The sequence below is a fragment of the Candidatus Methylomirabilota bacterium genome, assembly GCA_035315345.1.
In the GTDB taxonomy this organism is placed as follows: domain Bacteria; phylum Methylomirabilota; class Methylomirabilia; order Rokubacteriales; family CSP1-6; genus CAMLFJ01.
This window is the reverse complement of sequence record DATFYA010000212.1, coordinates 25,805-42,839: the sequence shown is the minus strand read 5'-3', so window position 1 is coordinate 42,839 and position 17,035 is coordinate 25,805. Positions and strand designations below refer to the sequence as shown.

The following is a 17,035-nucleotide window of genomic DNA, read 5'->3' as shown; positions in this document are numbered from 1 at the left end:
GTACCCGCACGCGCGGGTGCGGGCCATCGACACGGGTGCGGCCGAGGCGCTGCCGGGCGTGCTCGCGGTGATCACCGCCGACCGGGTGGAGCAGCGTCCGTTCGGCTTCGCCAAGGATCACCTGGCGCTGAAGGGCGGCGCGGCCGACGGCGCCAAGGTGCGCTGCATCCGCGACGAGGTCGCCGCGGTGGCCGCGCAGACCGAGGAGATCGCCCGGGAGGCGGTGCGGCTCATCCGGGTGGACTACGAGGAATTGCCCGCGGTGTTCGATCCGGACGCGGCGCTCCGCCCGGACGCCCCCCTCGTGCACGACGAGCGGGGGAGCAACCTGGTCAACCTGCGCTACCAGTTCGGGCACGGCGACGTCGATTCGGCCTTCGCGGGGGCCGACGTCGTCGTGGAGGGCGAGTATCGCCTCAGCTACGTCACGACGGCGTGCATGGGCACGATGGTCGCCATCGCGGCCTGGACGCCGGCGGAGGGCGCCGACGCCACGCTCACCATGTGGAGCACCACCCAGGTGCCGTTCCTCTACCAGCGCGACCTCGCGGAGGCCCTCGGCATCACCGGCGATCGGGTGCGCGTGATCCAGCCTCCGGTGGGCGGCAACTTCGGCCGCGGGCTCGATCTCTACCCGATCGACATCATCGCGGCGCTGCTGGCCCGCCGCGCGGGGCGGCCGGTGAAGATCGCCTTCGACCGCATCGAGGAGTTCATCGCGAGCCCGACCCGTGAGCCGTGCGTGATCCACCTCCGCACCGCCGCCGATCGCCACGGCCGTCTGCTCGCCCGCGACGCGCGCGTGGTGATCGACAACGGGGCCTACGTCTCCTGGGGCTCGACGACGCCGTACGTGATGCTCTCCACCACCGCCGGGCTCTACCGCGTGCCCGCGGTGCGCTTCGACACCACGATCGTGTATACCAACAACCCGTACTCCGGCTCGATGCGCGGCTACGGCAACCTCGAGAGCACGTTCGCGATCGAGGCCCAGATGGACGACCTGGCCGAGCGCCTCGGCCTCGACCGCGTCGAGATCCGCCGCCGCAACGCCACCCGGTCCGGGGACGTCAATCCGCAGGGCAACGTCATCACCTCCTGCGCGATGACCGAATGCCTGGACGCGGTCGAGCGGGAGATGCGCGAGCCCGCGGGTGCGCCGCCGCCGGCCGGCTGGCGGCGCGGGGTGGGGTACGCCGCGATGTTCCACGTGGGCGGCGGCGCGCGCGTGTACCGCTCCGACGGCTGCGGGGCCATCCTCAAGCTCGACGACTTCGGCCGAGTCTCGCTGCTCACCGGAGCCAGCGAGATCGGCCAGGGCTCCGAGACGGTGCTGGCCATGATCGTGGCCGAGGAGCTGGGCGTGCCGCTCGGGCGCGTGGAGGTCGTCAACAGCGACACGGCGGTGAAGCCGTGGGACGTGGGCGTGCACGCCAGCCGCACCACCTTCATCGCCGGGAACGCCGCGCTCCTGGCCGCCCGCGCGCTCAAGGGCAAGCTGCTGGCCCTGGCCGCCTCGGTGATGGACGAGCGCGCCGACGACCTCGAGCTGGCCGACGGGCACGTGCGGGTGACGGGGCACCCCGAGCGCAGCCTGGAGTACGACCGGGTGGTGCGCGCCGGCCATTTCCGCGAGGGCGGCCGCACGCTGGTGGCCGAGGCCTTCTACGATCCGCCCAACGAGATGCTGTCCAAGGACCTGCGCGGCAACGTCTCGGCCGCCTACGGCTTCGCGGCCCAGGGCGCGCTGGTCGAGGTGAGCGAGGCGACCGGCGAGGTGCGCGTGGTGAAAGTCGCCTCCGCCCACGACGTGGGACGCGCGCTGAATCCGCTGGCCGCCGAGGGCCAGATCCACGGCGGCATCCACATGGGCCTGGGCTACGCGCTCTCCGAGGAGCTGTGCATCCAGGACGGCCGCGTGCTGAATCCGCAGTTCATGGAGTACGCGCTGCTCGGCCCCGCCGCCATGCCCGAGATCGTCATCCACCTGATCGAGACGGTCGACGAGGCCGGCCCGTTCGGGGCCAAGGGCCTCGGCGAGTCGGGCGTGATCCCGGTGGCCGCCGCGGTGGCCAACGCGGTGAAGGACGCGGTGGGCGTGCGGCTGACGAGGCTGCCGATGACGCCCGAGCGGGTGTTCCGGGCGCTCGCCTCGCGGCCGGCGCGGTGACGGCGGCGTCGGGGACCGCGCCCATGTGGGAGGCGCCGGCCGAGACTCGGCCGCGCGACGCGCTCGAGCGCGAGACCGTCGCGGGCATGCGGCGCACGCTCGCCCACGCCCTCGGCCACGAGGCCTGGCGGAGGCGGCTGCCCGGCGTGGAGCCGGGCGACGTGCGCGCGGCCGCCGACTGGTCGCGCCTGCCGTTCCTCACCAAGGACGAGCTGCGCGACGCCTATCCCTTCGGATTGGCCTGCGTGGAGCGCGATCGCGTGCTGCGCGTGCACATGTCGTCGGGCACCACCGGCAACCCGGTGCTCAACCCCTACACGCGATCCGACGTGGAGCAGTGGGGCTCGGTGATGGCGCGCTGCTACGTGGCGGCCGGCGTGGGCGCGCGCGACGTCGTCCAGATCACCCCGTCGTTCGGCCTCTTCACCGGGGGCTTCGGCTTCCACTACGGGGCCGAGCGGATCGGGGCGACCGTGGTGCCGATCGGGGCCGGGCGGACCGCGCTGCAGCTCTCGCTGATGCGCGATCTCGGCACCACCGTGCTCACCGGCATCTCGACCTATCCGCTCCGCATCCTCGAGGTCGCCCGCGAGGAGCGCTTCGACCTGGCTTCGCTGCGCCTCCGCGTGGCCGTCCTGGGCTCCGAGATGTGGTCCGACGACCTGCGCGGTCTCATCGAGCGCGAGCTGGGCGTCACCACCTTCGACATCATCGGCATGACCGAGACGGGCGGCCCCGGGCTCGGCATCGACTGCGCCGCGCGCGCGGGCATTCACGTGTGGGAGGATCACTACTTCTGCGAGGTGGTGGACCCGGCCACCGGGCGGCCGCGCCCCGACGGCGAGGAGGGCGAGCTGATCGTGAGCACGCTCACCCGCGAGGGCCTGCCCCTGATCCGCTACCGCACCCACGACCTGACGCGCGTGCTGAGCCGCGCGCCGTGCGCGTGCGGGCGCACCCACCTGCGCCTGGACCGGCTGCACGGGCGGACCGACGACATGGTGATCTTCCGCGGCGTCAACTTCTATCCGCGGCAGATCGAATCGCTGCTGCTCCAGCAGCCCGGCGCCGGCCCCGAGTACCAGATCGTGCTCGATCGCACCGCGGGCGGCCGCGACCGGCTGGCCCTGCTCCTCGAGGCCGGCGAGGGCTTCGCGGAGAGCGGCCTGCCGCGACTGCGCCACGCGCTGCGCGAGCGGCTCAGCCTGAGCCCGGAGATCACGCTGCTGAAGGCGGGCGAGATCCCGCGCGCGCCGGGCAAGGCGGTGCGCGTGGTGGATCGGCGCTGATCGACGCGCGATGGGTCACGCACTCAGTCAGCGCACGGATCGGTTGACAAGCCGGTGGGTGCCGCCTAGTATCGCGTCGCTGCACTCGCCGACGGGGTGCGCGTGCATCGTCCGTCACGGTCGGCCTGCCGGCAGGAGGAAATGGGCTCACGCGTCCTCGTTGTCGGCGCCGGCCCGCGAGGTGCTCCTGACCGACCCGACGACCACACCTAGGCTCCGGCCGACATGCCTCGCACCGCGAGACTGCTGCCCCAGGGCGCGGGGATTCGCTTCCGCGTGTTCGCGCAGTCGCGCGCCGCACGCGGGTTCCGCGTGCCCGAAGTCCTGCTGATCGCTGCGTCTCACGGACCCATCCGGCCCGGCCCGCAGGACGACATCGTTCAGGTCGTCGATGCGGTGGACAAGGACCCGTATCGGGACGATGACACCGGGGAATACCGCGCGTATCCGCCGTACCGCGGGCTGGTCCGCCCTCCCGTCCCCCCGGACCCCGACGGGCATTTCGACTACGTTCGCCCCGGGACGCGGGAGTTCTCGGCCACTTCCATGTTCGCGACCGTGCGCTACATCCGGGCGGTGTGGGAGCATCACATGGGCGGGCCGCTCGATTGGTGGTTCCGCTACACCTATCCGCGGCTCGAGGTCATTCCGCGGAACAACTCGCAGGTGGGATGGTCGGGGGTGGGGTTCATCGAGTGCGGCTTTCCGCCGATCGAGGGTCGGCCGGACCGGCGAGACCCGCTCTCCGACAACTTCGACATCGTGGCCCACGAGACCGGGCACATCATCCTGAAGACCCTCATCGGCGATCCCTTTCCGCATCGGAAGCCCTTCGAGTACCGCGCCCACGAGGAAGCCGGCGCCGACCTCATCGCCACGCTCAGCTCGCTGTATTTCGATTCCGTCGTCGACCAGCTCCTCGCGCGGACCCACGGCAATCTCTTCGGCGCGAACACCCTGTCGCGCTTCGGTGAGCTGCGCATTCCACGCTCGTCGACCGAGCGCGAGGTCCGCACGCTCTTCAATCGCGAGACCCTGGCGAGCGCCCGAGCCACGATGGCGGTCGAGGGCCGCGCCCCTCACCGCTATGGCGTGCCCTTCGCCGGCGCGCTGTTCGATCTGCTCGTCGAGCTCTACGAGGGCAACCTGGTGCGCCGGCGGCTCATTCCCGCGTCGCTCGGCCGGCGCTCCCGCCGCGCCCGTAGCGACGCCCGCGCCGTGACCCGGGCGTTCGCGCGCGGCTACTCGCAGGCGGAAGCCGGCTTCAAGGACGCGCTCCTGGACGCTCGCGACACCCTCGGCCGCCTCCTGGCTCGGACCTGGGATGCGACCTCGCCTCACGGCCTCACGTTCCGACGGGTGGTGGCGAACCTCATCGCCCAGGACCGACGACTCAACCGCGGGGCCCACGTCGCCCTCATCCGCCGCCTGTTTCGCGCGCGGGGCATCGCCGTGTCCCGATGAGACGGGCGAAGCCGGCGCGCGTGCTCGTGGTCGGAGCGGGTACCGGGGCCGCCAACAACCTCATCCGCAGCCTGCGTGCCGCCGAGGGCGGCTGGCCCATCCTGGGCGCCCACCACGATCGCTTCGCGCTGACGCGGTCCGCCGCGGATCGCAGCTTCCTGATCCCGCCCGCCGATCACGCGGGCTTCGTCGGAGCGCTCCGCCGGCTGGCCGTCCGCGAGCGAGTGGATCTGCTGATCCCCACCGCCGACGCCGAGGTCGCTCGTTTGTCGTCGGCGCGGAGGCGGTGGCGCGGTCGCCTGTTTCTCCCGAGGGCCCGGACGGTGGCCCTGTGCCAGGACAAGTACGTGCTGGCCCGCCATCTCGAAGCGCGCGGCGTACCCGTGCCGCGGACGCTGGCCCTCTCCGGCGTTCGCTCCGTGGGCGAAGCCTATCGACGGCTCGGCCGTCCGGCGCGCGCCTGGTGCCGAATGCGACGCGGAACCAATGCGTCGGGCGCGGTGCCCGTGGCCACCGCGGAGCAAGCGCGGAGCTGGATCGCGTACTGGCAGACGATGCGCGGCGTCCCCGCGTCCAGCTTCACGCTGTCCGAATATCTCCCGGGCCGGGATTTCGCCTGCCAGAGCCTCTGGCGGCAGGGCCGGCTCGTGCTGGTGAAGGTCTTCGAGCGGCTGGCCTACATCACGGTCGGGGGCAATCCGAGCGGCATGTCGTCGGCCGCGGCGCTGGCGCGCACCGTGACCGAGCCGCGCGTGGTGGACGTGGCGGTCCGGACCGTCCGCGCCGTGGATCCGCGCGCCTCCGGAGTCTTCGGCGTCGACCTCAAGGAGAATGCCCGGGGAGAGGCGTGTGTCACCGAGATCAACGCCGGCCGATTCCTGGCCGGCACCAACCTGCTCGACTTCACGGGCGCGCACAACATGGCCGCGACGTACGTGAAGCTCGGGGTGGGGCAAGCCGTCGCCATCGAGGAGGTGTACGACGCGTCGGCTGACCACTACATGGTGCGCAGCGTGGACGAGCATCCCCGGATCGTCCCCGTCGCCGCCCTGTTCGACGAGGTGCACGATGCCCGCGCGTAAGCGGCCGTCATCGCGGCCAGCGACACCACGAAAAGGAGGACGTCATGCCGAGCGAGCCCGTTCAGAGAGGGAGAACGCACCGGGTCGTCGTGGAAGTCAGGGGTCCGGTGACCAAGGAAAAGCTGGCCAAATTTCACAAGGACCTCAAGCGGGTGGTCAAGACCGTCCGCGGAAAGGTCGTGCCGAAGCGCCGCCGTCGCAAAAAGAAGAGCTCGTAGGCAGAGGGTCGGCCCCGTGGGCGCCGTCACGGGGCCGACCCGCCGGCCGCCTGCCCACCGTGGCGTTCACCGCGCGGCTGGACGCCTACGCCCTCGAAGCGCTGCGGGTGGAGATCCACCGGCTCGCGGCGGGGCACGGAATCGTCCTGCGACGCGTGGACGCAGAGATGATGGATCGGTAGCGGTCGAGGGCCGCGGGTGGGCCAGGTCGGCCGGGAGGGTCGGACGGATCCGGAGCCGGCGGGCGCGGAGAGGCGTCAGCCGGTCCGCTGAAGCTCGCTCTCCGCTTCCGCGAGCCAGCGCGCCATGTCCATCTCGCGGAAGAGCGTGGCGGCCGTGGAGATGTGGCGGCGTGCGCTGTCGGTCTGGCCGGCGAGGCGGCCGACCCGCCCCCGCGTCAGGTGGCAATGGGCGGCGAGGGGCCGGAGCTCGAGCTCCTCGGCCAGGGCCATGGCGGCCGCGGCGTGCTCACCGGCGCGCCCCGGATCCGGCGGGTCGGCGCGCAGCGCGACGTCGGCCATGAGCAGGAGGGCTCGCGCCTCGTGGCCACGCTCGACGTGCTCGCGGGCGAGCCTCAGCGCGCGCTCCGCGACGACGGCGGCGTCCTCGACGCGGCCGGCGAGCAGGTAGCCCTCGCCGAGGCTGACCAGCAGCAGCGAGTGAGCCCCCATCATCTTCATGGCCAGCCCCTGATCCACCGCGTCTTCCAGGAGGGCCAGGCCCTCTCGGGTTCGCCCGGCACGCGCATAGGCCAGCCCGAGCGTCGAGGCCACGCGAGGGAACCACAGCGGGATGTTGCCGGCGCGCGTGGCCTCGAGCCCGCGCTCGAGCAGCGCGATGGCCTTCGCCACCTGGCCCTGCCGCAGATAGAGATAGCCGAGTCCCGCGCAGGCGGTGGTGAGGCTCTGCGGGTGCTCGAGGGGCTGGGCGATCTGCAGGGCTTCCTCGCCCCGACGCGCGGCCTCGCGGAACTCGCCCAGCTCGGCCAGGCACCAGACCAGGCAGGTGCGCGAATGAATGGATCGCGGCTGCGGCGCGCCGAAGCGCTCGGTCAGCCGGCTCCCCACCAGGCTCTCCACGTTCCGGGTGAAGAGCGTCGCCGCGCGCCGGTACTCGCCCCGTCCGTACAGCGCCTGGCCGAGCCAGGTGTTGGTCGCCACCTGGAGCGGGAAATCCTGGAGCGACTCGGCGATCCGCCGCCCGCGCTCGCCCGCCTCGATGGCGCGGTCCTGATCGCCGGTCAGCCGGAAGTAGTCGGTGAGATAGGCCGAGACCCACCCCAGCTTTCGATCGTCGGCCAGGGACCGGGCCAGGGCCTCGGCCTTCTGCAGGTGCGCGAGCATGGGCCCGAACTCGCCGAGCGTCTGGAGCACGTTGCGAATCTCGAAGTGCAGATCGAGCTCCAGCTCCCGCGTGTCCGGCGTGCTCGGCAGGTGCGCGAGCGCGGCGAAGGCCTGGTCGAAGTAGCCGACCGCATCGCGGTTGGCCGATCGCGCCGAGGCCCGGGCGCCGGCCCGCCGCAGGTAGTCCACCGCCTTGTCCCACACGTGGCCCTGGAAGGCGTGGTGCGCGAGGCGGTCGATGTGCTCCTCGAGCCGGTCGGCGTAGATCGTCTCCATCACCGCGAGGATCCGGGCGTGGAGCGTGCGCTTGCCCTGCGCGAGGCTCGCGTAGGCCACCTCGCGCGTCAGCGCGTGCTTGAAGGTGTACTCGAGCTCGGGCGCCGGGCTCGTCTCGTAGAGGAACTCGGCGGCCTGGAGCTGATGCAGGTTCTCCCCGATGGCCTCCTCGGACAGCTCGGCGATCGCGGCCAGGATGGGATACGGCACGTCCTTGCCGATGACCGCGGCCGACTGCAGCAGCCGGCATTGCTCGGCGGAGAGGCGGTCGATGCGGACCGCGAGGACTTCCTCCACCGTCGCCGGCACCTGGATATTCGCGATCGGCATGGTGAGCCGATAGGCGCCGGGCTCGCCGGCCAGCGCGCCGGTTTCGACCAGGGCCCGGACGCTCTCCTCGAGGAAGAACGGGTTGCCCTCCGTCCACTCGATCAGCCGCGAGGTGAGCGGACGGAGCGACGCATGCGTGCCCAGCAGATCGCCGAGCAGCTCCGCGGCCGTCTCCGGCTGGAGCGGATCGACGCGCAGCTGCGTGTAGAAGCTCTTGCCGCTCCAGCTGTGGCTGTACTCCGGCCGGTAGGTGAGCAGCACCAGCCCGTGCGCGGCGGGGAGACCGTCGACGAAGCTGTCCAGCAGCGCTTGCGTCTCGGCGTCGATCCAGTGCGCGTCCTCGAACACGAGCAGCAGCGGCCGTCGGCGCGTCTCGCGCAGCAGGAGGCGCTTGACCCCGTCGAAGGTACGCTGGCGGCGCTGCACGGGGGCCAGGCTCTGCCAGGCCGGGTCCAGGACCGGCACGTCCAGCAGGGTCAGCAGGGCGGACAGGGCGGGCAGGAGATTGTCGTCCAGGCCGCGGATCGTGTCGGTGACCTTGCCGCGGATGACGTCGGCCTCCTCGCCGACGTCGAGCTGGAAGTAGCCGCGGAGCAGCTCGACGATGGGCAGGTAGGGCGCCGGATTGCCGAGCGCGATGGACGAGGCCTCCAGCACCAGCGCCTCGCCGTCGCCGAGCGCATTGATGAACTCGCGGACGAGCCGCGACTTGCCGACGCCGGGCTCGCCCACCACGCCGACGAGCTGGCCGCGCCCGCGGAGGGCCGAGGCCCAGCGGTTCTGGAGCAGCTCCTGCTCGGAGCCGCGGCCGACGAACCGGCCCATGCGTGCCAGGGGGCCGAAGCCGTCGGGCTCTCGCCCCATCAGCCGGTGGATCCGGCCGGCCGGTCCGCCGGGGGGCCCCGCCGGGGTCAGCGCGAAGCGCCGCTCCAGGAACGGCACGGTGGCGCCGCTCACCACGGCCGAGTCCGGCTCGGCCACCTCCACGAGCGCGTCGAGGATCGCGCCCGCCTGGCGCTTGGCCGCCTGATCGATCTGCGGCGCGCCGCTGATCTGCCCGATCATGTAGGGCGCGGTGTGCAGGCCGATGCGGACGGGCAGGATCTCGCCGCGCCGCTCGCGCGCGCGCTCGGCCGCCTTGAGGATCGCCATGGCCGCGTTGGCGGCCCGGCGGGGCGCATCCTCGATCGGCTCGAGGCCGAACGAGGCGTCGAGCCCGGTCTGGCCCAGCTCCTCCACCCGCCCGCCGAAGGTGTGGATCTTGTCGACCAGCAGCTCGAGGGCCCGGCTGGTCTCGGCGAGGTCGTCCTCCGCGGGGGCGACCGCGAGCGACGCCCGCAGCAAGGTGACGCGCCGTCGCTGCCAGCGAATCGGCGGCAGCGGAGGCGCCTCCGGCAATGGAGCGCCGGCGACCCGGCCCGGGGTGAGCGCCCCGTCGGGCACCGAGCCGCCGACGGTCGGCGAGAGCGGCGGCGTGCGCTCCGCGCGGCTCGCGGTCCCCGGCGCGTCGGCCCCGCTGCGCAGCCCCAGCTTCTCGATGCGGGCCCGCAGGGTGTTCCGCGAGATCTGCAGCATGGCGGCGGTCCGCGAGATGTTCCAGCCGGTCCGCTCGAGCGTGCTCCGCAGGTGCTCGCGCATGGCGTCGCCCATCGTGATGCCGCCGGCACCGGCCGCGTCTCGGCTCCGGACCGGCGCCGACGCGAGCTGCGCCTCCTCTCGCAGCTCGAGATGGCGCGCGGCCACCGTCGAGCCGTCGGCGAGCAGGGCGGCCCGCTCGATCACGTTGCCCAGCTCGCGCACGTTCCCCGGCCAGGAGTAGGCGGCGAGCCGCTCGCGCGCGTCGGGAGCGAGCGTCTTCGGCGGCAGCCCGTACTCGGCGCAGGCGCTCGCGAGATAGTGCTCGGCGAGCAGCAGGATGTCGCCGTCCCGCTCCCGCAGCGGCGGCAGCTTGATGGTGAGCACCGCGAGTCGATGGTAGAGGTCCTCGCGGAAGTGGTGTTCCTTGATCGCGGTCGGCAGATCGGCGTTGGTCGCGCTGACGATCCAGGCATCCGCCGGCTCGGGGTGCGTGCCCCCGAGGCGGCGCACCGCCCGCTCTTCGATCACGGTGAGGAGCTTGGCCTGCAGCGCCTCCGGAAACAGCCCGATCTCGTCGAGGAAGAGCGTGCCCTGGTGGGCGGTCTGGAACAGGCCCGGCTTGGCGCGCCGGGCATCCGTGAAGGCCCCCCGCTCGTAGCCGAACAGCTCGGCCTCCAGCAGCGTGTCGGGAATGGCCGCGCAGTTGACGTCGACGAAGGCGCCGCGCGCGCGAGGTCCGAGCTGGTGGATCAGGTGGGCGATCAGGCCCTTGCCGGTTCCCGTCTCGCCCTGGATCAGGATCGACGGCAGCCGCCGGCCCGCCTGCTGCCGCGCCACGATCCGACGGATCGTCTCGCGGACCGTCGCCATGGCTGCACTCTGACCCAACAGCTCGAGCCGGCCCTCCATGGCGCCGATTACAGTACGCCGAATGCGGAGCGGTCAAGTAGCCAGGGGATCGGCGCGGATCGGCGAAGCGGGATGCAGGCGCGGCGGCGTCAGGCCGACACGGGTCGGGCGTCGCCGGCGCGTGAGGCGCCAGCGAGGTCGGCGCAATCGGCGAAGCTGATCAGCCGGATGCCTTCCCGCGCGGCGGTCCGCCGCACCCGGGGGTCGGTGAGCGAGTCCAGCTCGATGCGCCGCTGCCAGTCGTAGGCCGGATCGAAGCGGGCGTCGGCATCCCCCGGGTGACAGGCCAGCTCGGAGACGCCGGGCGCGAGACCGGCCAGGAGCGACATCAGGTACTCGGGGCTGATGTGCCGAAGGTCCGTGGTGCCGACCGTCCACTGGCCATAGAAGTTCCCGACGTAGGCGACGCCACCGAAGCCGCGGAGCGGGATGGAGCGAGCCCGGCAGAACTCGACGAAAGCCGGGGCGACCTCCGCCTTGCGATGGATGTGGTGGTGCGAGTCGATGTGCGTCGGCACGCGGCCGGTCAGATCGGAGAAGAGGTCGAACTGCCGCTCCAGCTCCCGCCGCTGCGCGCCCAGGTCGTCGGGGTCGGGGATGTGAGTGCCCGCGGTGAAATTCACGTGCAGGCCGAGGCCCAGCCGCGGATGTGCCCGCGCGGCGCCGACCGCGGCCCGCGCCCCCGGCATGTCGACCATGAGGCTCGTGCTGGTGACGATGCCGCGCTCGTGCGCCTCGATGATGCCTCGCGTGGTCCCGTCGTCCGCGCCGAAGTCGTCCGCGTTGACGATCAGGTAGCGGCCGGGGACCGCGTGGCGATGCGAACGATTTGCGCCGTGCAGGGCCCCGGCCCGGCTCCGGCGGTGTGGGCTGGCCGATGCGGTGGACCGATCGAGGGGAGAGCAGCGACGCGAGCGCTTCATCCGGCGCGTGCAGTGGCAAGCCGGATGCCATGCGGATGCGAACCATGCAAGTGCCGAAGTTCACAATGCAGCGGGGGCTCGTGCCGCGGCGCGCGCCCCTCGCCGGGGACAGTGTCAGGCGGAACGTGTCAGGCGAGCCGACAGATCACGTCTCCTCGCGCGCGCCCGGCTACGCTCCTCCGCGTCCCGTCGGGATCAGGAGGACTCGTCTCGCCTGGTCTGGGTGCGGTACCGATCCGGAACGGCCGTCCAGCGGTCGGTGTAGTGAACGGTTCCCTGCTCGTCGGTCCAGCGGTACAGCGGGGCGTGACGCGTCGGTGCCGGATCCCCTGACGTCGGCGGCACGGGCGACGGCGGCTCCGCGGGAGGAGTCGAAGGGGGCTTCGGGATCCACACCCAGCGGTAGGGCTCCGTGATGCCGTCGCCACGCAGCTCGTAACGTCCGGTCGGAAACTCCACCACGCTCGGCGTCGGAGGAGCAGGCGGGGTCAGCGAGAGCGTGCCGTTCACCGGCGGGGCGTACGGGACGACGTACGTGGGCGGCGGGGAATAGGCCAGCGGGGGATTGTAGAGCGGGGTGTCGTAGTACGGCCAGTAGCCGAACGGCGCGCCGTACACGACGACGGTGCCGAACGAGCCGAAGCCGCGATGAAAGAACGGGTGGCGGTGGAAGCCGTCTCGCCCGTGGACGAACCCGCGGGCGCCCGGCTGGCCGGCGACGAAGGCGCGGCCGCCCGGCCCACGGCCGGCCACGAACGTTCCGCCGCCCCGCCCACGGCCGGCCACGAAGGCCCCGCCGCCGGCCGTCTGACCCGCGCCCCCGCCGATCCCGCCGCGCGACATGCCGCCGCCGCGCTGCGCGAGCGCGGGCAGGGGGGCGAGCGCGACGCTCGCCAGGAGCGCGAGGGAGACGGCCCAGACCACCTGCGTCTTGATCACCGCGATGCCTCCACCGCTCGAGATGGGCGGAGTCTGCACTTCGGCCGGCATGTCGTCAAGCGCGCGCCCGGACGCGGGTAGCGCAACGCGGCAGGGGCCGCTCGACTAGGAGATCGGGCTTCCGCTCGCGTGGAGCGGCGGCGAGTCCGCCCGCGCGTAGCTGATGGTGAGGATCTCCCAGAGGTGGCCGTCGCCGTCCTGCCAGTAGAGATTCTTGCCGCCGAGCCGGCGGTTGATCTGCATGTCGGTCTGTCCCAGCGGCGAGCTGCGGTACGGGATCTTCGCCGCCTCGATCCGCCCGAAGATGGCGTCGAACTCCGCGTCGCTCACCCGGAAGCAGTAGTGATGCGCCTCGAACTGCTCGCGGTCGGCGAAGTCGAAGGTGAGCGCCTCGTTGACGTAGACCGGCGTGAACGGGCCCTGCGACTCGCGCCAGGGCACGTCGAGCAGCCGCGCGAGCGCCCGCGCCGCCGCGATGGGCTCGCGGGACGGGACGATGACGTGATCGAGCTGGATGGCCATCGCGTACCTCCGGGTCCGATCAGGCCTGGAAGATGTCCTCGGGCAGTAGCGCGGAGACGACGTAGTTCGGCACGTCCACCACGTTGCTGACGCGCAGATCCACCGCGACGCTGCAGATGCAGTAGGCCTGCTCCCGCGTGTAGCCGCGCTCCTGGAGCAGGGCGATCATGTTGAGCAGGGCATTGCGGCACGCCAGCGTGAGGTTCTCGCCCTGGTTGACCCCCGTGTCGTCCACCGGCATGCCCATGGTGGCGCTGAACTTCTGAGGGACGGCGAAGCGGGGATCGAGGAAGTACTCACCGTGCTGGAAGCGCGGCCAGCGGATGCCCTTCCGCTCCGCTTCACCGCGATGCACGCGGAAGCGCACCACGCACGTCGCGCCCATCTCCACCGCGGTCACGCAGACCTCGCCGTCGCCCTGGGCGAAGTGGCCGTCGCCGGTGGAGAACAGCGCGCCGTCGACCGCCACCGGCAGCAGCAGCCGCGAGCCCTTGGTCAGCTGCTTGACGTCGAAGTTGCCGCCGTTCTCGCGGGGCGGCAGCGTGCGAAGTCCGTGAGTCGCGGCGGGGCCGGAAGCCGGAACGGCGCCGCCGGCGTCGGGCGGGAACACGAGGCCGCCCCGGGCGAGCAGCTCGGCCTCGCGTCGGGCCCACGCGTCGACCTGTGCGTGCGAGGGCGCGACACCGGAGACGCCCATGAACGAGCCCTCCGGGATGCGCACCCGCGGCAGCTGGCGCGAGGTCGCCCAGCCGTCGGCGATGTCCCAGTGGACCAGGAACGGCGTGGTCATGACATCGCGAAGGAAGCCGAGCCCGGGAATGATGGCGGTGAAGGCCCAGCGCTGCGGCACGATGTCGACGAACTCGACCTCCAGCAGATCACCGGCCCGCGCCCCCTTGACGAGCACCGGACCGGTCAGGGGATGGATCGCCCCGACCCGGAGCGAGGCGAAGTCGGTTTCGGTCGACTTCGCGTTGAGATGTCCGTCGATGCCGTCCCGCGTCTCGAGCGCGACCTCCTCGCCCTCGTCCACCTCGACCGCGGGCGGAATGTCCGGGTGCCAGCGGTTGTGACCCGTCTTGGGTTCGGCATGGAGGGGGCGCGTGCGGTCGATGCCGACGGTCTTCATGGTGATCCCTCCCACTGGAGTGACGATGTGACCAGCGAGTCCAGCCTCGGCTGCATGATGCGCCGCCGGCCGCGGGTGGTCAAGGCGGGGCACCGGCAAGGGGGACAACCGCGCGCGCTCGGGTGGGCATGTGGCGGCCACACGGCTGGTCCGAGGTGCCGGACGGGCTCGAGCGGTTGTCGGCAGCTAGCGAAGGTCGGCAGCGGTCTGACGGTAGAAGTAGCCCGGGAATCGCCGGGCCGCGTCGATGTCGACGTCTGCGTAGAGGATGCCCTCGTCCTCCCCGAGCGTCTGGACGAAGCCGTGCGCGGAATTGGTCCCGCCCGGCTTGGTCCGGAACCAGGCGGCCAGCTCGTCGAGCGAGGCGATGGGCGGCGTCACGCATACCGTGCTGTAGCCGCCGGCGCGCGGGAAGCGCTCCACCGGCCGGCCGTCGGCGCCGCGGAGCCGCAGCGCGCACGCCGCGATGTCCACGCCGATCACCGGCTTGCCGTACTGCATGTGGCGGCCGATGACGGTGCCGGGATAGGCCTCGCCGAGCGCGAACCACCACGACGGGTTGAAGATGATGTCCGCGCGCTGCTCGACGAGGGCCTCGGCCCCGTCGGAGAAGAAGGCGAAGTCGGCGCAGATCACCGAGCCCAGCCGGCCGATGTCGGTCTCGACGACCTGGTAGCCCTGGCCGGCCACGACCCCGTTGTCGATCTCGTTCTGCGTCGGGAAGCATTTGGGCTGCCGGGCGAGGATGCGGCCGTCGGGGCCGATCAGGGTCGCGGTGTTGTGCCAGCGCTCGCGCGTGCCCTCGATCAGCCCGGCCACCACGAAGACGCCCAGCCGCCGCGCCGCCGCGCACACCTCGGCCGCGCCGACGCGCGGGTACAGCTCGGGGAAGCACACGCAGCCGGCGCCGCCGCGCGCCGCGGCTTCGAGCAGCTCGACCGCGCGGGCCACGTCGCCGCCGTTCCACATGTCGTCGAAGAGATCGGACACCGGGCGGGCCTGCACCGCGGCGATCCGGACGGATGGGCTCATGCGCTCCTCCCGCGCGCTCCCGCGCGCCGCGGATCCAGCAGATCGCGCTGGGCGTCGCCGAGCAGGTTGAAGCCGAGCACCGCGAGCATGATGGCGAGCCCCGGCGCCAGCACCAGCCACGGCGCGATGGTCATGTACTGGCGGCCGCGGCTCAGCATGCCGCCCCAGCTCGGCGCGGGCGGCTGGGTGCCCAGGCCAAGGAAGGACAGCGCCGCCTCCACCAGGATCACGATCGAGAGGCTCAGGCTCGCCTGCACCGCGAGGGTGGCCGCGAGATTGGGCAGCACGTGCCGGCCGAGGATCCGGGCGTGCGAGGCGCCGAGGGCGCGCGCGGCCTGGACGAAGTCCTGCGGCGTGAGCGCCAGGGTGGCGCCGCGCGCGAGCACCGCGAACTGGGGCAGCGTCAGCACCGCGATGGTGAGCACGAGGTTGACGGGGCTCGGGCCGAGGGCCGCGACCAGCGCGATGGCCAGGAGGATCGGGGGAAACGCGAAGAGGATGTCGAAGAGGCGCATGGCGAGCAGATCGGGCGCGCCGCCCCAGTAGCCGAGACTGACGCCTACCGTGGTGCCGCCGACCACCGCCAGCGCGACCGATGGGATCGCCACGCCGAGCGACACGCGCGCGCCGTGCAGCACGCGGCTCAGGATGTCGCGGCCGACCTCGTCGGTGCCGAGCAGGAACTCGGGGCCGGGCGGCCGGATCTCCGCGCCCGGGAAGATCCGGGTGGGCGCGTACGGCGCCAGCCACGGCGCGAAGAGCGCGGCGGCCAGGAGGACGACCACGATGAGTCCGCCGACCAGCAGCGATCCGCTGCGCAGGGCCCGGCGCGCGAGCCGTGGGGTGGTGGTGCCGGCGCGGTGGCTCACGCGTAGAGGATCCGGCGGTCGATCACGTGGTAGAGCAGATCGACGCCCAGGTTGACCAGCACCGCGGCCGACGTGAGCAGCAGCACCGCGCCCTGGATCATCGTGTAGTCGCGCTGGTAGATCGCGTTGACGACCAGGCGTCCCATGCCGGGCAGCGCGAAGACCTCCTCGATGATGACCGCGCCGCCGATGAGGTACACGAACTGGGTGCCGGCCATCGCGACCACCGGGATGAGCGCGTTGCGCAGGGTGTGCTTGTAGACCACGACCGCGTCGGCCACGCCCTTGGCGCGCGCGGTGCGCACGAAGTCCTGGCCGAGCACCTCCAGCATGCTGCTGCGGGTGAAGCGCGCGATGATCGCGGAGATGGCGAGGCCGAGCGAGGCGGCCGCCGGCAGCATGGTCACCAGGCTCCGGAGCGGGCTCTCGGCGAACGGGACGTGGCCGAGCGTGGGCAGCCAGGGCGCGTATCGCGCGCCCGCGATGATCAGCACCGTGCCGATGAAGAAGGCGGGCGCCGAGATGAAGAGCAGCGAGAACACCCGGGTGGAGGCGTCGAGGGCGCGGCCGGCCCGGGTGGCCGCGAGGATGCCGAGCGGGATGCCGACCGCGAGGGCGATGGTCATCGCCATCAGGGCCAGCTGGAGCGTCACCGGATAGCTCCGGGCCAGCTCGTCGCGCACCGAGAACCCGGACACCAGCGAGTGGCCGAGGTCGCCGCGCAGCACGTCGCCCAGCCACAGGAGGTACTGCATCGCGAGAGGGCGATCGAGATGCAGCGCGTGGATCAGGGTCTGACGCGTCTGCTCGTTCTGGCCCGCGGTGATCCCGAGCAGGATCGTGACGAGGTCGCCCGGGATCAGGTGAATCAGCAGGAAGGCCACCACCGACACCCCGAGCAGCGTCGGGATCAGCAGCAGGAGCCGCTTGCCGACGTAGGTGGCCATGCGATCAGCGGGGCC

At 72.3% G+C, this 17,035-nt stretch carries 14 protein-coding genes; 6 read left to right on the top strand and 8 right to left on the bottom strand.

What is annotated here, in order from left to right:
• The 6 genes from VKN16_27255 to VKN16_27230 form a co-directional block, all read left to right on the top strand.
• A partial coding sequence (locus VKN16_27255; protein ID HME97918.1) for a xanthine dehydrogenase family protein molybdopterin-binding subunit occupies positions 1-2,170 on the top strand: 2,170 nt, incomplete at its 5' end.
• A gap of 23 nt (positions 2,171-2,193) precedes the next feature.
• Positions 2,194-3,459, top strand: coding sequence for a phenylacetate--CoA ligase (locus tag VKN16_27250; GenBank protein ID HME97917.1), 1,266 nt, complete (start codon positions 2,194-2,196; stop codon positions 3,457-3,459).
• A 225-nt stretch (positions 3,460-3,684) separates the two neighbouring features.
• Positions 3,685-4,923, top strand: a complete 1,239-nt coding sequence (locus VKN16_27245; protein ID HME97916.1) for a hypothetical protein — start codon at positions 3,685-3,687, stop codon at positions 4,921-4,923.
• Complete coding sequence (locus VKN16_27240) at positions 4,920-6,005, top strand: hypothetical protein (protein ID HME97915.1); 1,086 nt, start codon at positions 4,920-4,922, stop codon at positions 6,003-6,005. Before VKN16_27245 ends, VKN16_27240 begins: the two co-directional genes overlap by 4 nt.
• A gap of 44 nt (positions 6,006-6,049) precedes the next feature.
• Positions 6,050-6,223, top strand: a complete 174-nt coding sequence (locus VKN16_27235; GenBank protein ID HME97914.1) for a hypothetical protein — start codon at positions 6,050-6,052, stop codon at positions 6,221-6,223.
• A gap of 59 nt (positions 6,224-6,282) precedes the next feature.
• Complete coding sequence (locus VKN16_27230; protein HME97913.1) at positions 6,283-6,405, top strand: hypothetical protein; 123 nt, start codon at positions 6,283-6,285, stop codon at positions 6,403-6,405.
• A gap of 75 nt (positions 6,406-6,480) precedes the next feature.
• Here the strand turns inward: VKN16_27230 and VKN16_27225 are convergent, their stop codons facing one another.
• From VKN16_27225 to VKN16_27190, 8 genes are all read right to left on the bottom strand, one after another.
• Positions 6,481-10,659, bottom strand: coding sequence for a sigma 54-interacting transcriptional regulator (locus tag VKN16_27225; GenBank protein HME97912.1), 4,179 nt, complete (start codon positions 10,657-10,659; stop codon positions 6,481-6,483).
• An 89-nt stretch (positions 10,660-10,748) separates the two neighbouring features.
• Entirely contained in the window at positions 10,749-11,582 is an 834-nt protein-coding gene (locus VKN16_27220; protein ID HME97911.1) for a ChbG/HpnK family deacetylase, read from the bottom strand.
• A 195-nt stretch (positions 11,583-11,777) separates the two neighbouring features.
• On the bottom strand, positions 11,778-12,572 hold the full coding sequence (locus VKN16_27215; GenBank protein HME97910.1) for a DUF4124 domain-containing protein: 795 nt from the start codon (positions 12,570-12,572) through the stop codon (positions 11,778-11,780).
• A 54-nt stretch (positions 12,573-12,626) separates the two neighbouring features.
• Complete coding sequence (locus tag VKN16_27210) at positions 12,627-13,043, bottom strand: VOC family protein (GenBank protein ID HME97909.1); 417 nt, start codon at positions 13,041-13,043, stop codon at positions 12,627-12,629.
• 19 nt (positions 13,044-13,062) lie between these two features.
• Positions 13,063-14,172 (bottom strand): acetamidase/formamidase family protein, encoded by a 1,110-nt coding sequence (locus VKN16_27205; GenBank protein HME97908.1) that lies wholly within the window; start codon positions 14,170-14,172, stop codon positions 13,063-13,065.
• 186 nt (positions 14,173-14,358) lie between these two features.
• On the bottom strand, positions 14,359-15,204 hold the full coding sequence (locus tag VKN16_27200; GenBank protein HME97907.1) for a carbon-nitrogen hydrolase family protein: 846 nt from the start codon (positions 15,202-15,204) through the stop codon (positions 14,359-14,361).
• Positions 15,201-16,073: an ABC transporter permease gene (locus VKN16_27195; GenBank protein ID HME97906.1), complete on the bottom strand. Its 873-nt coding sequence runs from the start codon at positions 16,071-16,073 to the stop codon at positions 15,201-15,203. The genes VKN16_27200 and VKN16_27195 overlap by 4 nt, the downstream gene beginning before the upstream one ends.
• Positions 16,070-17,020 carry an ABC transporter permease gene (locus VKN16_27190; protein HME97905.1) on the bottom strand — a complete coding sequence of 317 codons (951 nt, stop codon included), beginning with the start codon at positions 17,018-17,020 and terminating at the stop codon, positions 16,070-16,072. Before VKN16_27190 ends, VKN16_27195 begins: the two co-directional genes overlap by 4 nt.
• Positions 17,021-17,035 lie beyond the last annotated feature (15 nt).